Source organism: Rhodococcus gordoniae (assembly GCF_001646655.1).
Lineage (GTDB): Bacteria > Actinomycetota > Actinomycetes > Mycobacteriales > Mycobacteriaceae > Rhodococcus > Rhodococcus gordoniae.
The window spans coordinates 99,934-119,320 of sequence record NZ_LPZN01000011.1 but is presented as its reverse complement, the minus strand read 5'-3'; the positions used below and the strand labels follow the sequence as shown (position 1 = coordinate 119,320).

Here is a 19,387-nt window from a genome sequence, read left to right as displayed (position 1 = left end):
CCATGGTTACAAAGAATCGCGGAAACGGCCGTACACCCCGCCCGGAGAAGGACGAACTCGCCGTCGCCCTGCGGAAATTCATCCGCACCAAGGGCGCGGACTACCTCGACGATCCGAACGTCTCGTCCGTCGGCGTCGGTTACAAGCACGTGGACGGCAAACCCACCGGTGAGCTCGCCGTGCAGTTCACGGTGAACGAGAAGGTATCGGAGCCCGAGGCTCTCGAAGCATTGGGCACCTCCCCGCTTCCCGAGAGCATCACCGTGAACGGTGTGGAGGTTCCGACCGATGTGATCGAGCGGTCGTACGAACCCGCATTCCATCGCGTCCCGGAGGCAGCGACGCCGCCCCGGAAGACGCGACTGGATCCGATCGTCCCGGGTGTGAGCGTCGGGCACACGAGTGTCAGTGCCGGGACGATCGGATGCATCGTCTACGACGTCGACAACCACACCCCGTACATCCTCAGCAACTGGCACGTGCTGCACAACGCGACGGGTCGGGTGGGTGACACGATCGTCCAGCCCGGCCCGCACGACGACAACCGCATCAACGACAACCGGGTAGGACGACTCGTGCGGTCACACCTGGGGCCGGCCGGGGACTGTGCCGTGGCGACGATCGAGGATCGGCAGTTCGATCCGGAGATCTGTGGGCTCGGCGTGGTCCCGGACGCGATCGGGGAACCCGAGCTCGGCGACAAGGTGATCAAGAGTGGCCGCACCACCGGTATCACCCATGGCCTGGTGCGTCGTGTCGACGTGATCGCCAAGATCACGTATCGAGGGGTCGGCACGAAGTCCATCGGTGGGTTCGAGATCGGACCCGACCCGAAACACCCCGCAGCCGACGGCGAGATCAGCAGCGGCGGCGACTCGGGAGCGGCGTGGATGTTCCGGTCCGGAACCGGCGCGGCGACCACCGTCCTGGCCGGTCTGCATTTCGCCGGCGAAGCCAACGGCAACTCCGACGAGCACGCGCTGGCGTGCCTGCCGCAGTCCGTCTTCGAGAAGCTGGGTGTAACTCTCACCCCGCCCGCGTCGGAAGAGGCGGTCGCAGTCGGCTACGACCCGAACTTCCTGTCGACGCCCGTGCCTCTTCCCAAGGTGACGGCCGAGGTGAAACCCGACATCGCGAAGGCGAACGACGGGTCCGAGGTGCTGCACTACACGCACTTCTCGCTGGCCATGCGGAAGTCGCGCCGGTTCGCGGCCTGGGTGGCGTGGAACATCGACGGCGGATCCATGAAGAAACTCAGTCGCAAGAACATCGACTTCGTCAAGGATCCACGGCTGGCAGCGGACGCCCAGGTCGGCAACGAGCTGTACCGGGCGAACCGACTCGATCGCGGGCACCTCGCACGACGGGCCGACCTGCTGTGGGGCAGCACGAGCGAGGCGAAGAAGGCGAACACCGACTCGTTCTTCTACACCAACATCACCCCGCAGGTGGACGACTTCAACCAGAGCGCCCGCGACGGCGTCTGGGGCAAGCTCGAGGACGCCGTCTTCGCAGACGTGGACGTCGACGATCTGAAGGTGTCGGCGTTCGGCGGCCCGGTGTTCGCGGACGACGACCGCGAGTTCAGGAGGGTGAAGATCCCCCGCGAGTTCTGGAAGGTGCTCGTGTTCATGGAGAACGGCGAGCTCGAGGCCCGAGGCTTCCTGCTGAGCCAGAACCTCGACCAGCTCGAGGTGCTCGACCTCGACGAGTTCCGGGTCTTCCAGGTGCCGTTGACCGAGATCGAACAGCGCGCACTGCTGCGGTTTCCGCAGGCGTTGCGTGATGCGGATCTGCAGGTCGCGGCGGAGGCGATCACCGAACCACTGGATTCGGTGGCAGCCATCCACTGGTGACGGCTCAGCCGATGTGAGGACGTGTGCGTGAGGCGTGTCCGCGGAGTCGTGACGATTCCGGCCGATGCACCCACCACGACGGCGCGAGTCGTGGTGGAGGTCAGGGACGTGTCGTACGCGGACGGAGCTGCGCCTGTGCTGGCGAGTGTCGCGATCGAAGACACGCCCGTACGACCTGGTGGGCGTATCCCTTTCGTACTCGATGCACCGGAAGTTCCTGCTACAACGGCGCTGTCGCTGCGCTGTCACCTCGACATCGTCGGCGATGGGGTCGTTGCGGTCGGCGACCTCCTGTCGACCCGGTCGATACCGGTGCCGGTGACCGGTGACGCCGGTCCGCTCACAGTGCCGGTCGACGTGGTCACCTGACGACTCTGCGATCACAACCTCTGCGGGAGAGGGCCATCGGATCCCGTATCGAACGAATCGACTCCCGATCGGGACGGTTCGCACCCCACGGAAGGAACACATCCCATGTCCATCGACGAAGCACCACTCACCCACACCGAGGACTACGGCGACACCGGCGAGTTCCGATCAGGACCTGTCGCCGGTACAACCATCGTCCGCACCGTCGACGGTGATCGGGAAGTCCAGTACGCCGACGTGGACGGCCTGGCCGTGTTCGAAGGCGACATCGTGCTGGGTACGGTCGAGGAGATCGCCGAACAAGCCGGTCCCGAGGGAATCGGCATCACAGGAGCTCACCTGCGCTGGCCGAACGCAACCGTCCCGTTCGAGGTCGACCCCGCATTCCCCAATCCCCAGCGCATCACCGATGCGGTAGCGCATTGGACCGCCAACACCCGAATACGGTTCATCGCCCGCGCCGGGCACGCGAACTTCGTTCGATTCCGACCGAGCACAGCGAGCCGGTCACCGGTCGGAATGCGCGGTGGCCGCCAGGACATCGAGATCACCGCCAACGCTCCTGTCGGCACGGTCGTCCACGAGATGGCCCATGCACTCGGGTTGTGGCACGAACAGAGCCGGGAGGACCGCAACACTCTGGTCGAGATCCGCTTCGCCAACATCGATCCCGCCAGTGCGCACAATTTCGACCAGCACATCACCGACGGCGACGATATCGGCGCATACGACTTCGGTTCCGTCATGCACTACCCGGCGACAGCGTTCAGCACCAACGGGCAACCCACCATCGTGCCGAGAGTTCCACTACCGCCCGGTGTGGTGATGGGGCAACGTAACGGACTGTCGCGCGGCGACATCAACGCGGTGCACACGCTGTATCCCGATTGGTCCGGCATCGGTGACCGATGGCGCAACATCGGCGGCGTCTTCCCGCCAGGGGCACCGCTGTCTGTCACCTCACGTGGCGCCGGAAACCTCGACGCGTTCATCACGGGCAACGACGGTCGCGTCTACACGTCGTGGTGGTACCAGGGCAACGACTGGTCGGGTATCGGCGATCGATGGCGCAATATCGGTGGTGTCTTCCCCAAGGGCGCGCCGGTCACCGCGATCGCCAAGTCGTCGAACAGCATCGACCTGTTCATCACGGGAAACGACGGTCGCGTCTACACATCGTGGTGGTACTACGGCAGCGACTGGTCCGGACTCGGCGACCGTTGGCGTTCGATCGGTGGGTTCTTCCCTCCCGGCGCGCCTATCTCGGTCACCTCGCGGAGTCCTGGCAATCTCGATCTGTTCGTCACCGGGAACGACGGACGTGTCTACACCTCGTGGTGGTACCAGGGTGGCGACTGGTCCGGCATCAACAACAACTGGCGCAACATCGGTGGCGTGTTCCCGAAGGGCGCACCGGTCACCGCAATCACCAAGTCGTCGAACAGCATCGACCTGTTCATCACCGGCAACGACGGCCGCGTCTACACCTCCTGGTGGTACCAGGGCGGCGACTGGTCGGGCCTCGGCGACCGCTGGCGTTCGATCGGTGGATTCTTCCCACCGGGCGCACCTGTCGCGGTCACGTCGCGCAGCGCCGGCAACCTCGACGCCTTCATCACGGGCAACGACGGTCGCGTCTACACCTCCTGGTGGTACCAGGGCGGCGACTGGTCGGGCCTCAACAACACGTGGCGGAATATCGGCGGTGTCTTCCCGAGGGGTGCGCCGGTAAGTGCGGTTGCCAAGTCCCGCGACAGCATCGACCTGTTCATCTGCGGAAACGATGGTCGCATCTACACGTCGTGGTGGTATCAGGGTGGTGATTGGTCCGGCATCGGCGACCGCTGGCGCAACATCGGCGGGGTTTTCCCGGCCGGTCGCAAGGTGACGGCGATCGCGCGGGGGCCGAAGAACCTCGACGCGGTCATCTGCGGCAACGACGGTCGCGTGTACACGTCGTGGTGGAAGGGTTCGTAGTCCAGCAAAACCGGGCGTCGTTCCCGGGTCGACTGCGCCCGTACAACTCCCGCGCGCTGAATCGAGGCTCGCCCCGCGTGTAGCGCGAGCGAACCCCGGTTCGGCGCGCGAGGTCGCGACGGCTCGACTCGAATGTCGGCACTATGGTCAAGAACTCGATACTGCGGTGGCCATGGGCACTTCACAGTGCACGCATGAACCCTTACCACCGGGCAGCACCGTAACTTCCAACGCCGACCTCAAATGTCGGTACGTGTTTGCCCAGCCATCGGCCTCGTGGTTCTGCGCAGCTGCTTCCTCTTCGTCGCCATCGGCCGTGGCCTCATCCGCACCGGAACGCCAATCGATTTCTTGTTCCTGCACGATTCTCAAGTAGGCGAGAATTGCATCCCGATCATGTCCACAAACGTGGGCGACATGATGCGGGTCGAGGGTTCCTGTTCCATCCTCATCGAGATGGGTCAAAGCTTGCAATGCTGGAGGAAGCGGGTCGTCTTCTTCGGAGCTTTTCGGCTCGGTTGCTGTCTTCCCGACCTCGGGGAAGATCGCGCGATACCGCATGCTGCCCTCTGTGCTCATCGAGTACTCACTGGCGAGCCGATTGAAGAAAGTGTGCAGGTTATCGATTGCGTCGTCAAAATGCCGAGGAACGAACGGGTAGGCCGGTATGTCGATCATTGCCGACAAGGAGTTCTCATGTTCGAGCAACCTGAGATACGCGGTCTTGACGACGAGCTCCACGTGCCGTTTCGGGAATTCTTTGAGCCCGAACGGCTTGGGGACTGCCGGGACTATCAGGATCACTCTCGGGTAGGTAGGGCTCACCCTTGTGTGCACTGTGCGACTGCCCAATGAAAATTCCCACGAGTTCGCCTTGTCGATTTTCGGTGCACGCCCGAGTATCCGGCACAGGTGCCGATAGACGATGCGGCCGAGATCATCCTGGTCTCGAGCAAAGACCGCGGTGTTCACTTCGTCCTCGGTTATCGACGACAACCGACCTCCGATGATCGGAAGAGTGGACTGAACGAACTGAGATGCTCGTACGCGCCCAGTCAGACGGAACGTCATTCTCAGGGTGATGCCGTCGGCGTGAGGGACCTTGAATACGTGCTGGAAGATGTCGACCACATCGGCAAGGAGGCCGGTACCGAGTGCTGTGGGGCGTGAGGCCCGGTACTCCACTACAGTCTTGTCCTTGGTTTCAGCGCCGCGCTCAGAGGGAGCGTGCCGCACCGACCATTCGCGCCGCTTCATCAAACGCTCGACCTGGTCAGCTGTCACAGACTCCGGAGCGATCGAGAGCCTGGCCGTTCCGCTCGAGGAACCTATTTCGACCCCGAGACGGACTTCACGATCGTCCATAACCCCCATGAGGGTGATGGAGGACGGTTCCTTGAAAAGTTCGGTCTCCTTCGCGAGCCAATTCTTGAACGCCAACCAGCCTTCTGTCCGCCGCTCTTCCCACGGCCTGACCCCGAGAAGACGTCCGTCCGGCACCAAGACATCGTCAGTTCGTATACCGCTCATGAGCGGGAAGTATGCCTGTTCACTCAGATCGGATGAGAGCGACATACTGGATAGTTGTTACATTTCGCATTGACGAACCGATGTCTCCAAAGCAGCCCGGGCACACGGCCAGGTCGGCGTGTACCAGCAGCCAGCAGAAAGGGACGGAAGACCGACGAAACATATGGTCGGAGCTCTAAACGGCAGCGGTCATCGACGAGCCTTTCATCGCAAGTGTGGCGACAGGTAGTCGGACGATTATCCCCCTCACGTACAACAGCTCTTCGCACCGCGGGTCCTCAAGCGGTGCAACCAGATCCATCAGGCAGGACATTTGATGCAATCGATAGATTCATGGGCTTCGACGAACGGCTTCGGTCCACGCGTCACCTACACCCCCGAAGCATTATCGGTCTCACGCTCACCGCGCGGACCTCGAGGTGCGCGTGGCATCTACCTCGTCGAGTTTTCCAACGGAGCCTGCTACATCGGGATCTCCGGTAGCAATTGCGCTCATCGCCTAGCCGCACACGGCAAGACTTACGACGACATCTCGGCGTTTCGGTTGCAACGATTCTCCGGTTCGTATTCGGCGTTGCGCGCGCGAGAACGTGAACTCATTCACGATGCCGAAAAGCACGGGCTTGTTGTACGTAACCGGGAGCACGCACTTTGTTTCGAAGGCACGTCGGTCTTCGATGACGTCGTGGATCCCGACGAACAAGAGCTATGGCTCGAAGAGCCGAGTGTGAGAAACGCTCTCGACGACGTGTGCGCGTCACCGGAGCTGCCCGCGAGTCATATCGAGGGTTACGCGCATCGCTGGAAACGATTCACCGATCGCCCTGATGCCGACGAGCTAGTGCGGCTCGTGAACGTCTATCTGTCGAATGCGGTATGCCACCCGCACCGCACAGAGGCCCAGTTCTGGTCTATCAGCTGCCTCCCGACCTCGAACCCGAATCGGCTGGCCTGCATGACATTGAATTGGATGGAAACCTTCGTCCTGTTCGTCGCCCCCTCGGGACAAGTACGCGCATCTTTGTTCGTCGACGGCGAAGAGCTTCCACAAGGGCGGATCCGGCAGGCCCTCTATCTCCGACGACGAGGTATCCGCCGAAGCGGCATCACGCACGCGCCGGGCGGGCCGACCCAGAAACACCTCATTGCACGCGGCCCCGAGGCTATCGCGGCAATGATTACGGACCCTGTGATTGCGCGCGCAGCTGCGAGCATGAACCTCGCGCTGATGCGTAAGGGCCGGAGCTCGCAAACCCGGTCACATTGCGCACAGCTCGCACAGGCCGCGCTTCACTCGGCATTGCCCGATCCGGCGTAGTGGATTTGTCCTGGAACCCCTCGTCTATTCGGCGGTGGGTTCCAGGACGTACGTGGCCGTTCCGCCAAAGACTCAGGTAGACCCTTCCTTCATGGAGCGCATGAAATGCCTTGACTCGAAACAACATTGAGGGATCTCTTGCGCTTACCGCAGAACTGGTGCCAAGATTCCAAGATCGTCACCGACCGGCGTGGCGTCACAATTGAAGAAGGCCCGCCAGGAGCGGCAACTCCCGACGGGCCGGATGTCCGACTAGTTGGGAGTCGAACGTGGGCCAGAATACCCTGGCTGGCGGCGTGCGTCGTGGACCGCGCCTCGCCAGCAACTTCACCATCCTCAGCAATGCCGTCATCAACGACGAACGCCTGTCCTTCCGCGCCCGTGGCGTGCTCATCTGGTTGCTGTCGAAGCCGGACGACTGGCGCACTCGATCCGACTCGATAGCCGCCCAGTCACCGAAAGAGGGACGAGACGCCATACGCTCCGCCCTCCGAGAGCTGGCAGAGCTTGGCTACCTGATCCGCGAGAAGATCCAGAACGAGCGCGGACAGTGGATCACCATCCAGACGATCTACGAGGAGCCGCGCACCGGCCCGGAGCCTGAAAAGCCGACGCGCGGTCGCGCGGACAACGGTATGCCAGGCGCTCTTATCAGTACTGATGAACCAAGAACGAAAACCAACCGCACCCCACCGGCGTCCAATGCTCCGCTCACTCCGGCCGTGGCAGGTCTGGCAACAGCCTGCAAGCAAGCGGGATTGATGGCGACGTTCGCGTACCTCAAGCCTGAGGCGGCAGCTGCAATCGAGAATCTGATCGAAACCCACGGCACCGCGAAGCTGGTCGCAGCAGCCAGGGCAGTCCATCGTCCGGAGAACCCCATGAAGTACGCACAAGCGTGGGTGCGGATGTGGCAAGAATTGACCGTCCCGCGCAGCGTCCCGGAGAAGTGCGACGACTGCGACGAGTACGGATGGTTACCGGACGACGAGTACGGGCGTGCGGTGAAGTGCCGGTGCCGCGTCGCTCGCGTCGCGTAAGCAGGCTTACACCCGTTGGATCACCTCTGAGAAGCAGAATTTCAGTCTTTTCGGACATGCCGTAACGGATTTCACGCTGCCGCCGAAACAAGCAAGTGCACCGGTTCGGCGTCCATTGCCAGCCCCTATGAATTGGTATCCACATGCTCTACTCCACCCCCGCGCATTCCATTCTTGCCGCGGTCATCCATACCTGCTTCCGCGTCGGGCAGGTGTAACCATGTCGACGAATCCCTCCCGAACGTCCCAACGTGATCGGGGAGCACGCACTCGCCTGGGGAAGCTCATCGCTGTAATCGCGATCGTGCTCGGCGCGATATTTGCATTGGCCGGTTTCACGGGAGCGTGGGGCATGGCAGTCTTCGGACTCCTTGCGATTGCTGCAGGCGTCATGTACCTGCGCGAGGACCGCACCCGGCCTGCGCGCTACAAATGGGCGGCGTGGGCCCTGATCCCCGGCTTCATACTCGCTGGCGCTACTGCCCCGGAGCCCGAATCTGAGCCGGAAACGCCTACTGCTGAGCAGACTTCCGCTATTGCAGCACCCATCTCCTCCTCCACATCGACTACGACTATGCCGCCACCGGAGCCACTACCGGCACCGGCCAGTTTCGAGTTGGTCGACAGCGATGGCGCAACGCAAGCGCTGAAGACTCTTGCAACGATCAGCGTCCGCGATGAAGCACCTTCCACGCAGTTCGATCTCTCTCGTTTCGGCGAAGAATGGTCCGACGACGTGGCAGTCGACGGTGGCCACAATGGCTGCGACACGCGTAACGACATCCTCCGCCGCGACCTGACGGCCGTAGCACTCGATCCGCAGTCTGCGTGCACAGTCCGCACCGGAACGCTCGGAGACGTCTACACTGGTGATTCGGTCGCATTCGACGATGTCGTCATCGACCACGTCGTCTCGTTGAGCGATGCATGGCAGAAGGGTGCGTACGAACTCGATGCCGAGACCCTCCGGGACCTGGCAAACGATCCTCGTAACCTTCAGGCGGTCGCACAGAGCGTCAGCACGGAAAAGGACGAGAGGGACGCTTCTGCATGGCTTCCATCGAACGAGGGATACCGCTGCACGTATGCAGTACGACAGGTCGAGGTGAAAGCCGCTTACCAGCTGTGGACCACGATCACGGAACACCAAGCGCTCGAGCGTGAATTGCTTTCGTGCGGTGGTATTGCTCCAACCACGGCGCCCACGACGACCGAGCCCGCGCCGACCACAGAGCAGTACACACCGCCGCCGGCGGCTGCGTTCGTCGCTCCTCCCCCGCCGGTCGAGATCGAACCGGCGCCGGTCGAGATCGAACCGGCACCAGCACCTGCTCCCGCTCCCGCTCCCGCTCCCGCTCCCGACAGCGGTTACAGCGGCGGTTGCGGAGCGAACAGCTACGTCAATGTGAACGGCAACTGCATTCCCGGCCCTGTCCAGGCGCCCACAGCTCCGGCTGGAGCATCCGCCCGATGCGCTGATGGCACGTACTCCTTCAGCCAGAATCGACGCGGCACGTGTTCGGGCCATGGTGGCGTGGACGAATGGCTGTAGGCGAGCAGGCGGGCCGGCCCGGAATACACCAGTAGCCCCTCAATTGCGGAGTTGCTTGACGAGGTCGTAAGCGCGGGCAGGACTGGACAGCTCCGCGATTCGCCGTTCGAGTACTTCGGTAGCTTCCTGACGCCATTCGGCCTCTCGGAGTCTGTACCTGACAGATTCCGAGAGGCCGGCGCGTAAGTCTTTCCGCACGGCCAGCGAGCTCAGGACCTGATGCCGGGCTTCGGCTTGATCGACTCCCTCGGGGACTTCCAGCGTCCACCAGCTGCTTCCCCTCAACGCCACCCAGGGGTCCGCGGGGTTCGGTGCGGACTGAGCCAGCGCAAAGGGCGCCAATAATGCCGCCAGTTCCTTCCGAACCTCGGAGAACGGCACAAGCCCGGTGTACGTATCTGCACGGATGACGGCCCAGAGCAGCACGACGAACTTGTACGCAGCACTTCGGCCACCCATCTTGAACACCTGGGTGGTCTCGAGGTCCCACAAGAGACCACCACGGGCGTGCTTACCGCCGTGATCGACGACGAACCCGAGTGCGGTGAGGCAATCGGAAACCGTTGCGAGCCCACCGGAGAATTCAGAGCTGTCGCAGAAGTGCCCCGTCGCGTACCCGTGTGCGACACCGGCGATCGCTTTCGAATCGTAGAAGCGGCCGCGATAGACCAGCCTGAAGTTTCGCGCTTCGGCATAGCCCCGTGTACGCAGGAACTCCTCTTGTCCGAGTGTGTCGAACTCTTCGATCGCGGACAGGACCGTCGGTCGGGTTATCGCAGAAAGGTCCACCTTCACAGCCACAGCTGTGATCTTAGTGTTCGCATGCAACGAACTGAGTGGGAGTCCGACCTGGATGATCTTGAGCGTCGCTTACAATTCCGCCATGGCTCGCATTCGCTCCATTGACGCAGGTACACAGAAGGTTCAAGCTCATCCGACGGAAGTCGACTGTTTCTACAACATCATCGACGATAACGACGGTCCGCGACTGCTTCACCTGAGCACGTTCGGATCAGACTACCGACAATCGAAGCCGAAGAGTAGCCAATCCATCCAGCTCGACCGCGATATGGCGGTGCAGCTCATCGAGGTCCTGCTGAAGGCCTTCCCCGACATTCTTCCTGCGGCCAAGGCAGCGCTGCCGAGCTCTCGGAATACCACCGATGTCGCGTGGCCGGCGGACGAGTCCCCCATTTTCCAGTCGCTTCTCAAGGAGCTCGGAATCACCGACTGAGGCATGCGCCTGCGAGGTACCACCACGGGCACTCACGTACAGGCACCTCGGTGGGGTCCCGAGCCTTCTCTGAAGACCCCACCGAGCACGAGCGCCAATCAGTCGAGTGTCAGTTTCGCGATCAAGGTGGCGACATCGGCCTGCTCGAGTGGCACAGAGTCATACCCATTCGTGGTCAACCACTCGTCGCGATCGCTGTCGTCTCCAACGAGGACTGCGAGCTTCTCGTTCTTCCACATGATTTCTACGAGCCAACCGTCACCCATTTCGACGCCGATCTCAGGGACTGTCACTTCGGACTCTGCGAGGTGCGACAGCAACGGTCGCGCCTCACTGTCCACCAGGTCGAGTGCTTCTTGCCATGGTGTCGATGTTCCACCGGCAATCGAGATCTCTCGGAAGATGGTGAGCGCTCCGCCGCGAGTCAACTTGTCGTGATGCTTGGAGTTCCGGTAGGTCCGGAGGCATCCGTAGCATGACGTTTCTTCACCACAGTCGCACGAATTCAGACGCTCGATCGCCCCCGCGAGAACAGTCTCCAGATTCTCGGCAATCTTCTTGGCTGCCCCGGCACCGGCAGGCACCGTGTCGAACAGCACGATGCTTCTGCGCCCGTCGCGACTCCAGGACAAGGTGCCGTCGATGTCATCTCGACTGATCTCGAGCACCTTGGACGCCCCTTCCAGAAGGGCGTAGAGAACCGAAAGCCAACGCGCTTCGGTTTCCTTGTCGTAATTCACATCTCCGAATGTGAACTCGGCAACGTCCGTCTCGTAACGGTGCGCGAGGGACACGCGGTCGAGCGGTCCGTCGCATGCCTTTCCGGTGGCCGGACGCTCGTGTGTGCGGACAGTGTTACGTCCGGAATGAGGTGTCGCCCAACCACACCACTTGCACAGCACAAAACCGGCGCCTTGGCCTTCGGAAATCACTGCCATGCGGGCACGGACTCCGGCCTTGGCTTCGACCGTGATACCACCCGTGGACTTCCAGGTGAAGGTGTCGACGACCTCACCGATGTCCTCGACGTAGCTGGCGCCATTCCACTTGCGTTCCGGCGGAGCAGTTCCTACATCGTCAGCCTTGCCATCCGCAACGAAACCGTACTCGGGGATGACGAACCGTTGGATCGAAGTGAACGGCTCCTGGCAACCACCGCATACTTCACCCGCATCGAGAGTATGCGCCGCTTCAAATCTGTCGCAGTTTCGGCACACTCGATACTCGAACTGTTCGAGTTCACGCTTCGGCACTCGATGAACGCCGCGCGCGGTCCACACCTTTCCGCCAGCGACGATCTGGTTGCCCGGAGCATAGTCGTAGATCGCCTGACTCAGGTCACGTGACAGCTCGAGGTTCCGCCCGACCGGCTCCTGGCAGTGCTGGGTTCTCAATTCGACGGTGTCCACCGGGAATCCGTATTTCGGCAGAATATTCTTGTTCGCGAGGAATCCGAGAAGTTGGCGCTCGTCGATCGTGCGCAGTGTCTTCTGCAGATGATCGGCGACCCGGAACTGTTCCGCGGTTTTTGCTTCCTCGATCAGTTCACGGAAAGTCTGGAAATCGTTCTCCACGTCCTTCTCGACCTTGTCCAAGAGGTCGGCGAGGTAATCGACCCATTCGTCGTTCTCCACCCCGATCTGTTGACGTACCTCAGGCGGAAGAATCCTTCGGAGGTCTTCGCGCATCTGCTCGGGGACAGGGGTGAGGAAGTCCTTCACCTGCGCAGCGGGAGACACACCGCCCTCAGTATCCGCCCGGAAGAACTGACCTGCCTGTGTCCAGGGCTTTCCGGTCGCCTCGACACCGTGCCTGAAGTATGCGGCCAACGCGACGGAATGGGCGTGGCGTCGACCGATCCGTTCGTTCTCGATGGGAATCCAAGGGATCCGCATCTGGCCTGCGATCATCGATTTCGGGTCCTGGAATTTGGACAGATCGTGGGAACTGCGCTTGGCGTAGGTCAGGACGAGCGCCGCCGACGCCGCTCGACGGCCGGCACGTCCTGCGCGCTGCACGTAATTGGCAGTCTTGGGTGGCATGTTGCGCATCACTACGGCTTGCAGGTCACCGACGTCGACACCCAGCTCGAATGTGGTCGAGCACGACAGCACGTTGACCTTGCCGTCGATGAATTCGCGCTGGATCTCCGCCGCCTGCCGCGCTGTCCATTGCGCGGTGTGCTCTTTCGCCCTCAGCGGGGCGGGATTGAGAGTGCCGTAGATGTTCCGGTAATGGTTGGTGTCCCGTTCGAGCGGAGGAACCTCGTACGGGAGCAGCTTCCCTGTGCAACTGCTGTTGGGGCACACCCCTCGCACATTGAACGCAGTGATGCGCCGACAGGTATCGCACCGATGCCAGTGGCAGTCCATTCCGTTGTGAACCGCGAGCCTCGTGTGATCGATCTGGTAAGCGTCGGCCTCGAACTTGTCGGGTTCATGCTTGACGAACCCGTTGTCGAGTAGGAAACGCCAGCAACCGTCGAGAACCTTGGTCGAATCCATGCCCTTACCGAGTTCGGCCAACACCTTGGACATGAAGCGGACACGATTGTTCGTTCCGTTCGCGCGTCCACTCGGAAGCCACGACAGGACCTTGCTCTTCGGGCTGGAACCCACACGGGTGATTCGGATTCGCATGTTGCGGGGCTCGAAGCGCTCGCTGCGGATGTCGACTTCGTCCAGGAGATTCACTGCGCCCTGCAGGCGAACGGTCTTGAGGAGTTCGTCGATGAGGTCCCACGACTCGTCCTCCGACAGGCCGAGCTGGATAAGACCCCTCGGCACGGTGACGTTGTCCCGGGAAATAGCCACCCGCATCAACCCGAGACCTTCCAAGGACTGCTTGTGGTCCATCGTCATGAGCTCGCCCATGGCCCATTCGTTCGCGGCCTTCTCCATCACGACCCGGCCGGCCGTCTGGGGAAAGTGATGCGCCGCCTTGGCCTTCTTCTGCGCGACATAAGCGAGGTCTTCGACTGTGAGATCCTCGTCTGCGTACTTACGGTCCTGTAGCGCCATGGTCAGATAGCGACGCTCGAGAAGTCGCCCGTATGTGCGGCCCAGATAAGGCGCCGCGAATGCTGCGGCTTGACGGGAGTCGGAGAACATCAGAAGCTTCCTACCCTCCCCCACCTCCTTGACGGTCTCATCGGTTGCGGCCGGAAGTTGCTGGTACAGCGTTGTGGTGATAACCGATGGTGCAGCATTGACATCCGTACGCAATCGACGAATGAGCTGGCGCGCACTGCCTCCGCACTCGGTGCAGGTGCTCATGACCTTCTTAGTGCCGCGATGTTCACGTACTCGGCGAAATTCACCGCCGGGGCAGTCGGCGATCGGGCACAAGCCGTCCGAGTCACTCAGCAGGCCGCACCCCGTGCACAGGTATCGGACCCCGGACTCATGCGTAGTGGCGCTGTCGCCCAGCGTTTCCTCGTCCTCGTCCACGCTTGTGTCCGGCGCATCGGTGAGGACCAACCACTTCACCGATGCGTCTTCCTTGACACTCGGAGTGAAGAACTTTCCGTTTTTGCGAATCGAGACTTCACCGGCCAGGTGCACGGCCCCACAGCGCTGGCAGGTACCGAACTCGAACATCGCGCGCCGAGTCGTCGGATCGATCTCATGTCGACCCAACAGCACTGTCGGCTCGTCGTCGCCGAAGCTGACGAAGGCACCTTCCGTGGCGCGCACGAACATGTGGTACCGCGCGGAAAGCACCGGATTCCCACTCGAGTCCATCACCGAGGAACCGAGTGTGACGAGCGCTTGGAGCCTTTCGCCTGCGTGCGGGTCACCGGACCACAAACGATCTGCCAATGCGAAGGCATCGAGAGGCCCCTCAGCCAAGGTCTCACGCAAGGACACGATGGTCTTCTCCGAATGCAGCGCCTCAGCGGCGTCGCTATCTGGCGAGCGCGAAGCCAGTTCGGTGAGGTCAGCCCCCGGCCTGGCCCAGTCCATCAGCTCGGCGTCGGTCATTTGCCAGGTGGCGGGCTCGCGCCGCTCCAGACGCGTTGGGGTCACCAGGTCTTGACGAGCAGGATCGTCCTCGACGAATTCGAAGTCCGCATGAAAAAGATTGCGTGCAAACGTCATCGCCTCTTCTGGATCGCCATCGAGCGACGCGGACGTAGCGATGCACTGCAGGGAGTTGTTCGGCGCGACCCGCTGCCTCAGGCGCCGGAGCAGAAGGGCAACCTCAGAACCCTGCGCACCGTCGTAGACGTGAGCCTCGTCGAGAGCGATGAACTTCCACGTACCGGCATAGGGTCCGTCGAAAAGGTCGAGATCGGCGGGTCGCAGCAGGAGGTACTCGAGCATGGCGTAGTTCGTGAGAAGGATGTGTGGCGGGTGGGTCCGCATTTCCTCACGACTGAGCAGTTCGTTGCTACACCGCTCCTGCCCCGGGTTCGTAGCCCGGAACAGACTCTCGGCCTTGTCGGCATACTGCTCGGTCTCACCCGTGTAGCGCCCGAAAGTGATCTCCGGAAGGTCCTTCAGCATCCCGCGTAGGCGCTTGAGCTGGTCGTTGGCGAGAGCGTTCATGGGATACAGAAGAAGAGCACGCACGCCAGGTCCGAGGGTGCCGGCCTCGCGTTCGGCGATCAACGAGTTGATGATCGGGAGCAGGAAGCTTTCGGTCTTACCCGAACCTGTACCGGTGCTCACCACGATATTGCGACCCGAGGTGACCTTGCGGATCGCTCGTTCCTGGTGCTGATAGAGCGGCCGGCTCAGGTCATCAGGGTTCTTGTACAGCGCAGTCAATCCGGGCTGCAGCACCCCTTCCGCGATGAGCTCCGGAATCGACTTGCCCGGCGCATACGGAGGGGTCAGCTCCAACAGCGGTCCCTTGGTGAGGAGACGTGTCTCGTCGATCGCCGAATCGAATGCAGCCGCCATCGCAGGATCGCTCGGACCGAGCAGTGTCTTCAGGTACCGCTTGTAGGTCTCATCGATCTGGCGCGCAGTGACCAACGGGTCGAGTCGAGTCGACATCAGTTCTCTCCGATCAGATTGCCGTAGCAGGCGTGTGTTACAAGAGCTTCAGCGATGAGGAGGTCTGTCATCACGAGACCTGGGCACAGTCGGGCCATCACTGCCCACGCTTCCTCGAAGTCCGATGTGACAGGTGGGTGCCGCAGCATGTCGTGGGCCTTCATGCGCGCCAGTACAGCGAAGGTCAGCGACTGGAGGGACAACAACATCCAGGGGTGTTTCCCTGTGCTGACACCCTCGAGTTTCTCGTTGCGTGCGGCGACTTCCCTGTAGATCTGACCTCGGGTGCGTTTGATGACTTCGAGCGTCCGCACTGTGGCCGAGCCGAAGGACTGCGACCATCCCTGCTCGATCCATGTCCTGCGATTGTGGAACGCGTCGATGACTGCGCTGACACGCGTGTCCTCGTCGAGAACGGCGCCCGGGACGAGACGAGCGTGTTCGAAGATCGACTCGACCTGCGATGCAGGCATCCCGTCGAGCAGGATGGTGTCCTTGTCGAAGACACCGCCGTAGAGCTTGGCGGACTTACCTCTCATCAGTACTTCGATGAGTGTCTTTCCACCCTTGTCTTCCAAATAGTCCAGTGTCTCCGCGCGCTCGGCTGCCACGTAGTCGCGCCGGTCGTACAGGGAAGGTAGGTCGGAGATCTCGATCATGCAGCCCACCCACGGATTCGGGTGCAGATCGTTCATCGTGAAGTCCGCCGCGAAACTGCGGTACACCAGCCCAGTGCGGATGAGAAGTGCCATCATTTCCGGCAACGGAATCGTGCTGCTCCCGAGCGCTTCGAGCGCCGCCCGCGGGTTCTCGGAGAGGATACGACCCAACGCGGACCGCAACTGCTGGGTGTGGACGTCTTCCGAATCCTGAGGGAGGAGAGCCAACGCAGCCCATACCTCGGGCATGCTCACGGCGTCGGCCGGTGCCGGACCTTCGCCAGCGAGGAAGCGTGACAGATTGTCGCGTTCGCGCGACAGGTCGTGCATCCATCCGGGCTGGTCGATCTCGAGGGCGTTGTCCCCCGGCCAGGACGGGGGCGTGACCGTCACCCACGGATCGTCGACGAACACGTGCGCGAGCAGAGGCCCGGCATCGACATAGGCTTCGGGCAGTTTGGCACGCCCCTCGGTGACCTGGACCGTCTGTACAGGCAGCCACGGAGCAGTGCGGGCCCAGAGATAGACGGCGAGGTCTTCTTCTTCGGCCGGATTCTCCAGCACCAGAACACCGTCGTCGACGGTCATTCCCGTGCACAGCGCTGCCGGTCGAATATGTGCCAGAACAATTTTCGTCGTACGGCCGTGTTCGTCGTCGACGAGGGCGACGATGCGGCATTGACCGGCTGTCCGGGCAGCGTCGACGAAGACACGACTGGGGGCCTGGAAGTAGTCGTAATGCGGGGTGTCAGGAGTGACATCCTTGATCAGTGCGCCGTCGACAGTCTCCAGTTGAAAGACCGCGGCCTCCGACTTCGGAGCATGCAGAGCGAGGTTCCGGTCTTCGTCGAGTTCGGCCGGCGTGAGGACTGCGGCTGCCGTGCGCCATGCCGCAGCCGCGCCCACAGGATCGACGCGCATCTGCACGTACGGCGGAGTCACTCGCAGCCGATAGGCACGCTCACGCTGCGTGATCGTCACGAGCTTGTCGCGATCGCCCGGTGCGAACTCGACGCGCGGATGTGGCACCGCGAGGTCCCATTCGCTGCTCACGGTAGCGACTACTGGGGCGAGACCTCCGGCCACCGGGAAGCGGAACGGACGGGTGTACTCGATCGAGATACCTTCGGCGAGGAACGCCTGCTGCCGCAGATCAGACCCGATCGGACCCGAAACGTGGATCTCGAAGAGACCCAGCACTGCGTCCTCGATCGGTTCGAAAGGATCGACGACGAGCTCTTCGTCCGTTCCGTGCACTTCGGTATCGACCATCCAGCCGGACGAGTCGGGCCGCTTCACACGGATGCGCCAGACCATCTCCTGCTTGCCGGGATTGGCAGGCAGTGTGATTTCCGGACGCGATCCGTACACGGTGAGACCGTTGAGGGTCTGCAACCCGTCGACAGCCTCGCCGTGTTCGAAGGTCGGAGTCGTCGCGTCGCGGACTGTGCGAACTCCACCGGGCGCGCGCGAACCGCGCCGAGTCAGAACGATAGATCTGCATGTCGAGAGGTCGAGCTCGGCGACGGACCAACCGGTCCAACCGACAGGGACGTCGGGGGTGAAGGTCGGCATCAGCGTGTGCCCCGTGGCCGTATCGACCACTTGAGCATCGCTGGGGTATACGGCGAGCACGCACTGGCGCGGGAGCACCGTGTGACGGGGGATCCATCGACCATCGAGGTCGAAGATCAGCAGCGGGTCGTCCTTGTCGATCACCGAGAGCTGAGCAGACTCCTCGCTGGGTACGTGCTGCAGCAAGATCTCGCGGACGGGACCGGTGACGGGGACCTGCGTCGGCGGATGTTCCTCGTCGGCACGGACACCCCATCCGCGTTCGGCCAGAGCCTCCCGAGATACTCCGTCGAACGACACGCGCCACGGCACGTCGGGTTCGACATCCGGGTATGGCACCTCGACGACGATCTGCCGATCCAGCGGCAGGTATGCAATCGTCGGTTTGCGTCGACGCCGGGTTCGCGGTGTGACGGGCCGCGGTCCGCTTCCGAACGGCCGATCGCGCAGCAGCTCGATGAGCTTGTCGAGCAGCAGCGTCGGCAGCCCGGTCGTGGATGTCTCGAGGTCGATCTCCGAAGCAGCCCACCCCTCGTTGTCCACCGTGAACTGGACGAACTCGATGATCCGGTTGAGGATGTCCACCGCGAGCTGGTCGCCGTACAGGATGAAGTTGCGGACAGGCACATCCAACGAGTTCATCCGGTGCTTCTTGCCCGGTTCGCGCAACCACTCGATGATCGCCGCGCCCGTGGCCTCCGTACCTGCGACCATACGTTCCTCGAGGAGGTCGATGATGTCGCCCATGCAATACACCGGGAAGCCGGCGTGCAGGGCCATCAACTGCACGTAGTCGTTCTTCAGCTCGGGGAACTTGCGCAGCGTGAACCGCGTCAAGAGGCGCTCGAGCGACTTGCGGAGCGCTTGTTCGAAGGTCTGCTCGCGCGGGAGGTCGAGCCGGGCGAAGAACTCGTCCCAGTAGCGATGCTGTTCGTATCCCAGGGCCGCCTGACCGACGAGGATGGCGAGCGTCAGTGCGGGGTACTTGGCGATGACATCCTCGGCGGCTTTGCCCACACGCAACATCTCGGCGGCCTGGCGACCGTACATGTCTTGAGCACGCCGGATCTCGTCCTCATCGAGGTTGATCTCGACTACGAGAGACGCCTTCTCCAGTCGCCGCGTGATCTCGAACTCCTGGTCGGACAGCCACTGCTGTCTGAACGACGCCCCACTCAAGAAAACTCCTCCCGTACCAGCCCGCCGACACCTTCGCACACCAAACCGACAGACCTCACGAAAAGGTCATGTAACAAGTGTTTCGTTCGCAAACG

General features: G+C 62.2%; 11 protein-coding genes. 7 read left to right on the top strand and 4 right to left on the bottom strand.

Annotated elements, in window-relative coordinates; translation table 11 throughout:
- The first annotated feature begins 2 nt into the window (after window positions 1–2).
- From A8G18_RS06430 to A8G18_RS06420, 3 genes are all read left to right on the top strand, one after another.
- Window positions 3–1,856 (top strand): DNA/RNA non-specific endonuclease, encoded by a 1,854-nt coding sequence (locus A8G18_RS06430; RefSeq protein WP_064063203.1) that lies wholly within the window; start codon window positions 3–5, stop codon window positions 1,854–1,856.
- Window positions 1,857–1,883: 27 nt separating this feature from the next.
- Window positions 1,884–2,225: a YbaY family lipoprotein gene (locus A8G18_RS06425; RefSeq protein ID WP_064063202.1), complete on the top strand. Its 342-nt coding sequence runs from the start codon at window positions 1,884–1,886 to the stop codon at window positions 2,223–2,225.
- Between the two features lie 105 nt (window positions 2,226–2,330).
- Entirely contained in the window at window positions 2,331–4,202 is a 1,872-nt protein-coding gene (locus A8G18_RS06420; protein WP_064063201.1) for a M12 family metallopeptidase, read from the top strand.
- Between the two features lie 147 nt (window positions 4,203–4,349).
- Here A8G18_RS06420 and A8G18_RS06415 read toward each other — a convergent pair whose 3' ends face one another.
- On the bottom strand, window positions 4,350–5,732 hold the full coding sequence (locus A8G18_RS06415) for a T3SS (YopN, CesT) and YbjN peptide-binding chaperone 1 (RefSeq protein ID WP_147290692.1): 1,383 nt from the start codon (window positions 5,730–5,732) through the stop codon (window positions 4,350–4,352).
- 316 nt (window positions 5,733–6,048) lie between these two features.
- On the opposite strand from A8G18_RS06415, the gene A8G18_RS22725 reads away from it, so the two are divergent.
- From A8G18_RS22725 to A8G18_RS06400, 3 genes are all read left to right on the top strand, one after another.
- A complete protein-coding gene (locus tag A8G18_RS22725; RefSeq protein ID WP_147290691.1) occupies window positions 6,049–7,050 on the top strand; it encodes a hypothetical protein in 1,002 nt (333 codons plus the stop codon).
- A gap of 269 nt (window positions 7,051–7,319) precedes the next feature.
- Window positions 7,320–8,090, top strand: a complete 771-nt coding sequence (locus A8G18_RS06405) for a helix-turn-helix domain-containing protein (RefSeq protein ID WP_084421556.1) — start codon at window positions 7,320–7,322, stop codon at window positions 8,088–8,090.
- 352 nt (window positions 8,091–8,442) lie between these two features.
- Complete coding sequence (locus tag A8G18_RS06400) at window positions 8,443–9,642, top strand: DUF3761 domain-containing protein (RefSeq protein WP_209447001.1); 1,200 nt, start codon at window positions 8,443–8,445, stop codon at window positions 9,640–9,642.
- Window positions 9,643–9,681: 39 nt separating this feature from the next.
- Here the strand turns inward: A8G18_RS06400 and A8G18_RS06395 are convergent, their stop codons facing one another.
- A complete protein-coding gene (locus tag A8G18_RS06395) occupies window positions 9,682–10,443 on the bottom strand; it encodes a ScoMcrA-related endonuclease (protein WP_245207788.1) in 762 nt (253 codons plus the stop codon).
- An 82-nt stretch (window positions 10,444–10,525) separates the two neighbouring features.
- On the opposite strand from A8G18_RS06395, the gene A8G18_RS06390 reads away from it, so the two are divergent.
- Window positions 10,526–10,876: a hypothetical protein gene (locus tag A8G18_RS06390; RefSeq protein WP_064063246.1), complete on the top strand. Its 351-nt coding sequence runs from the start codon at window positions 10,526–10,528 to the stop codon at window positions 10,874–10,876.
- A gap of 98 nt (window positions 10,877–10,974) precedes the next feature.
- Here A8G18_RS06390 and A8G18_RS06385 read toward each other — a convergent pair whose 3' ends face one another.
- Both A8G18_RS06385 and A8G18_RS06380 read right to left on the bottom strand, forming a co-directional pair.
- A complete protein-coding gene (locus A8G18_RS06385) occupies window positions 10,975–15,879 on the bottom strand; it encodes a DEAD/DEAH box helicase (protein WP_064063197.1) in 4,905 nt (1,634 codons plus the stop codon).
- Window positions 15,879–19,292, bottom strand: a complete 3,414-nt coding sequence (locus tag A8G18_RS06380) for a hypothetical protein (RefSeq protein ID WP_064063196.1) — start codon at window positions 19,290–19,292, stop codon at window positions 15,879–15,881. The genes A8G18_RS06385 and A8G18_RS06380 overlap by 1 nt, the downstream gene beginning before the upstream one ends.
- Window positions 19,293–19,387: the final 95 nt, after the last annotated feature.